Raw genomic sequence first — 4,838 nt, forward strand, 5'->3', positions numbered from 1 at the left:
GATAAGACGCGTCAAGCGTCGCATCAGGCACAAATGTCTACTGCCTACGACTACAGCGAAATACAGGTCCCCGCCTCGCCCGCCAGCGTCTCTTCAATCCGCGATAACGCCCCAATCCACGCGGGTTTACCACGGCTTCTGACATAGCCACTCACCGCCGTTACCTTCGGCCCTATCGAACCATCGGCTTTGGCAAATGGCGCTAACTCATCCGGTGTGGCATGGCGAATGGCACGTTGCTGCGGCGTTCCCCAGTTTTCATATACCGCATCAGCATCGGTCAGGATCACCAGTCCATCGGCATTAATCTGCTCGGCGAGCAACGCAGCGGCGAGATCTTTATCAATCACCGCTTCACTCCCTGCCCCGTCTTCCGTCACAGGCACACCACCGCCGCCACTGCAAATCACCACATGCCCCTCTTTGAGCAACAACTCGATGGCTTCGCTGTCGAGAATTTTACGCGGTTGCGGAGACGCCACCACCCGGCGTAAATATTTACCGTCACGTTTCATCTGCCAGCCGTAAGCCGCTTCCAGTGCCTCTTGTTCTTCTGGCTGATAAACCGGACCAATAAACTTCTCTGGCTGCAAAAACGCCGGATCATCCGGCGAAACCTCAATGCGCGTCAGCACCGTCGTGACATGCGGCATCAGCGGCTGCGCGCTCAAACTTTGCGCCAGCATATAGCCAATCATCCCCTGACTTTCCGCCACCAGCACATCCAGCGGATACGGTTCCACGTCTTTCCACGCCAGATTCTGTAACGCCAACAGCCCCACCTGTGGTCCGTTGCCGTGAACAATCGCCAGCCGATAAGAACGGGCCAGGCGCGCCAGCGCAGGTACAGCACTGGCGATATTGCGATATTGATTTTCTGCCGTCAGCGCCTCACCGCGCTGAAGCAAGGCATTGCCCCCAAGAGCTACAACCAGTGTTTTCATGGTTTTCCTTGTAATAATTGTTGACCAAGCCAGAATCCCAGCAACGTATCTGCCCCTGACGTATGCCCCAGCGCCAGCAGCGAATCAATCGCAACAGCGGTACGTTTCGGGCAACTCAGAGCATGAACAAAGTGCAGGAGTGGCGAGGCGAAATATCCTTGCGCGGCATAACGTAAATAACTGACGCTCACCGCTGTGGTAACGAGTTGAAGATTGTTGGAACAGGCAAAAAACGGGCGACCGGAGCACGCATCTAAAGCGCCATAATACCAGGCCGCCAGCAGCATTCCGCTCAGCGTGTCATCATGACTCGGTGTTAATCCGGGGCCTTTACCCAGCCAGTGCCGCCAGTCGGTCTTAATGCCATTGAGCGCGGCCTGAAAACAGTGACGAAACTGGCGTAATTCAGCGGGCAGCGGATCGCTTGTCGCCATCGCCAGTGGCCCGAAAAGCCCGGTTTCCTCCGCGCGTTGCATCCATGCAGCGGCAAGCGGTTGAGGATGTGCAGGCGGCGTAATACGCAGCAAACAATAACGCTGTGGCTGTTTAACCGTGAAACGCCCGAGGCGAATCCCTTGTGCCACAACCTGTGGTCGTTCATTGCCGCATAATCCACCGCATAACGCATCGAATTGCTCGCGGCGAAGCACCCATCCTCCGGGGCCGAAACCACTTCCCTGACGATGCAGCGTTAACAGTTCGCCGCTTTCCGCCATCAGATTAATCGCCCGCCGCCAGGTGCCCGCTAACCGCCAGGACTGGCGATAATTCGGTGCGCTACGGCTGGCAAGCAGAGGATGGATGATCGTCATTGCGCGTTCCTCAACCAATCCCCATGCTTTCAGCCAGTGCTTCCAGCGCCTGTTCAAAGCACGCCAGCGGCGCCCGCACAGTGCCTGCACCAATCTGCCCGATACCCGCCTCTTTATGGGCGATACCGGTATTGATGAGCGGCGTAATGCCGGTTTCTACCACGCGACGAATATCCAGCCCCAGGCACGCACCCTGGAAATCCCAGCCGGGGATCTGCAACTGCATATTGCGTTCAAGGAAGATTTCCGCCATCTCTTCAGAAACCGTTCTGGCAGCTTCCATACCACCTGCACCGACGAAGCGCGTTACGCCAGGTGCTGCGATCATTGCGGCTCCGCCAATACCAAAGGTTTCGGTAATCGCGCTATCGCCCATATCCGGGTTTGCCTGCTCCTGCGAGAAGCCGGTGAAAAACAGACCTTGCGGAGTGTTTACAGGCGCAGTAAACCAGCGTTCGCCCAACCCGCTTACCCGAATCCCGAACATGTTGCCGTTGCGGGTCATTGCCGTGACGATGCTGCCCGCGCGGATCATCGCACCTGCATCCATCGCCGCCTTGCAGTAAGCCATCGCGAGGTTGAGGAAGAACTGATCGGTCACGCTGAGGAAATCCATCACTTCGGCGATGTGCTGTTTATCATGATCGAGGCGGGCAATTTGCGGCGCCAGCGCGCGCATTAACAGTGCTGAGGTAGCAATATTGCGCTGATGGAACTCATCGCCCATCGTAATGCCCTGCGCCATCATCGCGGTGAGATCGATACCGCGCTCCATGCGCCCCAGCGCGGCGCTTAATACCGGCATTAACACGTCGCGCATCCAGCGGTGACGGGTCAGAACATCTTCGCCGTAAGCGCCAAAACGCATCACTTTACCGATACCTTCATTCAGGTTGCAGTACGCCCGGTTGCCGTCGGTCACGTTCTCGACCACCAGGATCGGCATACTGGCAGAAGTAATGCCGCCCATTGGCCCGACGGCATTCACATGGTGACAAGGAATGAAGTTCACTTCCCCTTGTTCAAGCATTGCCAGCGCCTGCGCTTCATCTTTCGCCCAGCCTTCAAACAGACATGCCCCTACACACGCCCCTTTCATGGGGCCGGTCATCTCCTGCCAGCGCATCGGCGGCCCGGCGTGAAGCAGTGTTTTGCCCTGATTCAATTCGCTAATGAGTAAAGACGCCGGTTGCACATCCAGCCAGTGTGGACGAGCGCGACGAATTTGTTCGATAACCGCAGCATTGGCTTGCGCCACTGATGTAAACATGGGAACCCCTTATTGCAAACGTTCTAATAAACGAGCCAGTTTTTTATTGCCGCCAGCGACTGGCGCCCATTGGTAATGCACGACCGGTTTGCTGGCGCCTTGTAGTTCCAGCGCAAAACTGCGTAATCCGATGTTAATCACCGCGACGTTTTCCAGTAATGACGGTGTGTGTTGCAGTGTGGCAGGCGAAAGCGGGCGAATCAGTGCCGCCGCCAGTAATGTGGCTTCCGGCAGCGAATTAACTACTGCGATCCCCGCATCTTCCAGCGTGGCGATTTGTTGCGAGCGGCATTGCGGGTCACGTTCGGTGCCTGTCAGCGTGGCAATGGCGTACAGCGGTTGGTTGTCTGAACGCGCGGCACAGGCTTGTTGCCAGGCGCTTACCAATGAAGCAGCAGGATCGGCAGTGGCGCCGAAGCCAATGACTACGTCAATCAGCAACACGCGCACGTGTGGTTTTGAGCCAAGATCGGCAATTAGCAGGTTGCGTAAGGTCGGGTCGATCATCGGATGGGGACGCCCGACGGTGTAGAAATCATCGCCCAGGTCAATGATCTGGTGACCATCAGCGTCCAGCATCATGCCGTGATGATGGGCATCGTCGGCTACCACGCCAGGATGCCCGGCAAGTAATCCCGCCGCTTCGGCGGCCAGCGTACCGCCGGTATACAAGCCGCAAATAAATCCGCTGCTGACAGGCGCTATTGCGTTACGTCGCGCCGTAACGCGTGAAAGCAGGCAAGCCAGGCGCGCGGCATCATCCAGCGAGGAGGCAAACCAGACATTCTCTTCACGAGCCACCGCCGGGGCATAACCTAAAAACAGCGCCACCGTCGGTTTACCCGTCGCTTTCATCGCGTTAACGATACGCAGGCGCACGGCTTCGGCAGGTGGTTTAGAGACAAACGCCAGCACTTCACTTTTCGCATCGGCACTCAACATTTCCAGCGCCGTCAGCGCACTGATCCCGCCCACTTCACGACTGAGATCGCGCCCGCCAAGACTAATCGCGTGAGTAATTCCCTCACCTGCCAGCGCAATCTGCGAGCACAGTTCCTGAATCCCTGTACCAGAAGCGCCAATGACACCAATATTGCCTTCCGGCATCACGTTGGCGAAAGCCAGCGGCGTGTCGGCAATCATCGACGTACCGCAGTCCGGCCCCATCACCAGCAAGCCTTTTTCCCGGGCGCGGGTTTTGAGTTGGATTTCATCTTCCAGCGTGACGTTATCAGAGAACATCATCACGTTGAGGTTGCGATCCAGCGCCTGATTCGCCAGCTCTGCCGCGTACTCACCAGCCACTGAAATCAGCGCCAGATTGGCATCGGGTAATTTCTGACAGGCACTGTCCCAGCGACGCACCTGCGTCAACGCCTGGCTGCTGCCTGAACCTTGCGCCAGTTGTTTTAGCGCCTCTTCAAGCTGCTGCATAATCGCCTGCGCGATCCCCGCATCCGCCGCTTCGCTACGAATTGCCACGCAAATATCGTTCGGCGTGGCGTTATTAAAATCGTCATGCCAGAAACCTGTGGTATCTAATAACGCTTTATTGGCGGGAGTACCCATCATTACGGAAACATCATCAATATTTTCTGATTCGCTGAGTTTTCGTGAAATAATCATTAAACTGACCGAATCCTGAAAACACCCTTTTTTAATAAAGGCGTGGATCATAACAACTCCTTAAAAATTGCACCCATGGCAATTGCACGAGCAGTGTTAATGTGTCAATCACGGTATCGATGACCGATGAAAAATAAGGTGATGAATATCACACAGGAATTATTAGCAAAAGAATTCAAATAACCG

Annotated in this window: 4 protein-coding genes; all 4 read right to left on the minus strand. The window is 56.0% G+C overall.

Annotated features, from left to right (window positions below):
- Positions 1-50: 50 nt before the first annotated feature.
- From EQY_RS0122685 to EQY_RS0122700, 4 genes are read right to left on the minus strand one after another with little or no spacing between them, the layout of a single operon-like run.
- Complete coding sequence (locus EQY_RS0122685; RefSeq protein WP_000855353.1) at positions 51-944, minus strand: carbamate kinase; 894 nt, start codon at positions 942-944, stop codon at positions 51-53.
- Positions 941-1,756 carry an oxamate carbamoyltransferase subunit AllH family protein gene (locus tag EQY_RS0122690; RefSeq protein WP_024212718.1) on the minus strand — a complete coding sequence of 272 codons (816 nt, stop codon included), beginning with the start codon at positions 1,754-1,756 and terminating at the stop codon, positions 941-943. Before EQY_RS0122690 ends, EQY_RS0122685 begins: the two co-directional genes overlap by 4 nt.
- A gap of 10 nt (positions 1,757-1,766) precedes the next feature.
- Positions 1,767-3,026 (minus strand): YlbE family protein, encoded by a 1,260-nt coding sequence (locus EQY_RS0122695; RefSeq protein WP_000495345.1) that lies wholly within the window; start codon positions 3,024-3,026, stop codon positions 1,767-1,769.
- Between the two features lie 9 nt (positions 3,027-3,035).
- Positions 3,036-4,703 carry an acyl-CoA synthetase FdrA gene (locus EQY_RS0122700; RefSeq protein ID WP_000580805.1) on the minus strand — a complete coding sequence of 556 codons (1,668 nt, stop codon included), beginning with the start codon at positions 4,701-4,703 and terminating at the stop codon, positions 3,036-3,038.
- Between the last annotated feature and the right edge of the window lie 135 nt (positions 4,704-4,838).

It is taken from the genome of Escherichia sp. TW14182, from assembly GCF_000208525.1.
GTDB lineage: Bacteria > Pseudomonadota > Gammaproteobacteria > Enterobacterales > Enterobacteriaceae > Escherichia > Escherichia ruysiae.

Excerpts from the sequence above, each read along its gene's own strand:
- EQY_RS0122695 (WP_000495345.1), bottom strand. The coding sequence starts at position 3,026 with ATGTTTACATCAGTGGCGCAAGCCAATGCTGCGGTTATCGAACAAATT.
- EQY_RS0122700 (WP_000580805.1), bottom strand. The coding sequence starts at position 4,703 with ATGATCCACGCCTTTATTAAAAAAGGGTGTTTTCAGGATTCGGTCAGT.
- EQY_RS0122690 (WP_024212718.1), bottom strand. The coding sequence starts at position 1,756 with ATGACGATCATCCATCCTCTGCTTGCCAGCCGTAGCGCACCGAATTAT.
- EQY_RS0122685 (WP_000855353.1), bottom strand. The coding sequence starts at position 944 with ATGAAAACACTGGTTGTAGCTCTTGGGGGCAATGCCTTGCTTCAGCGC.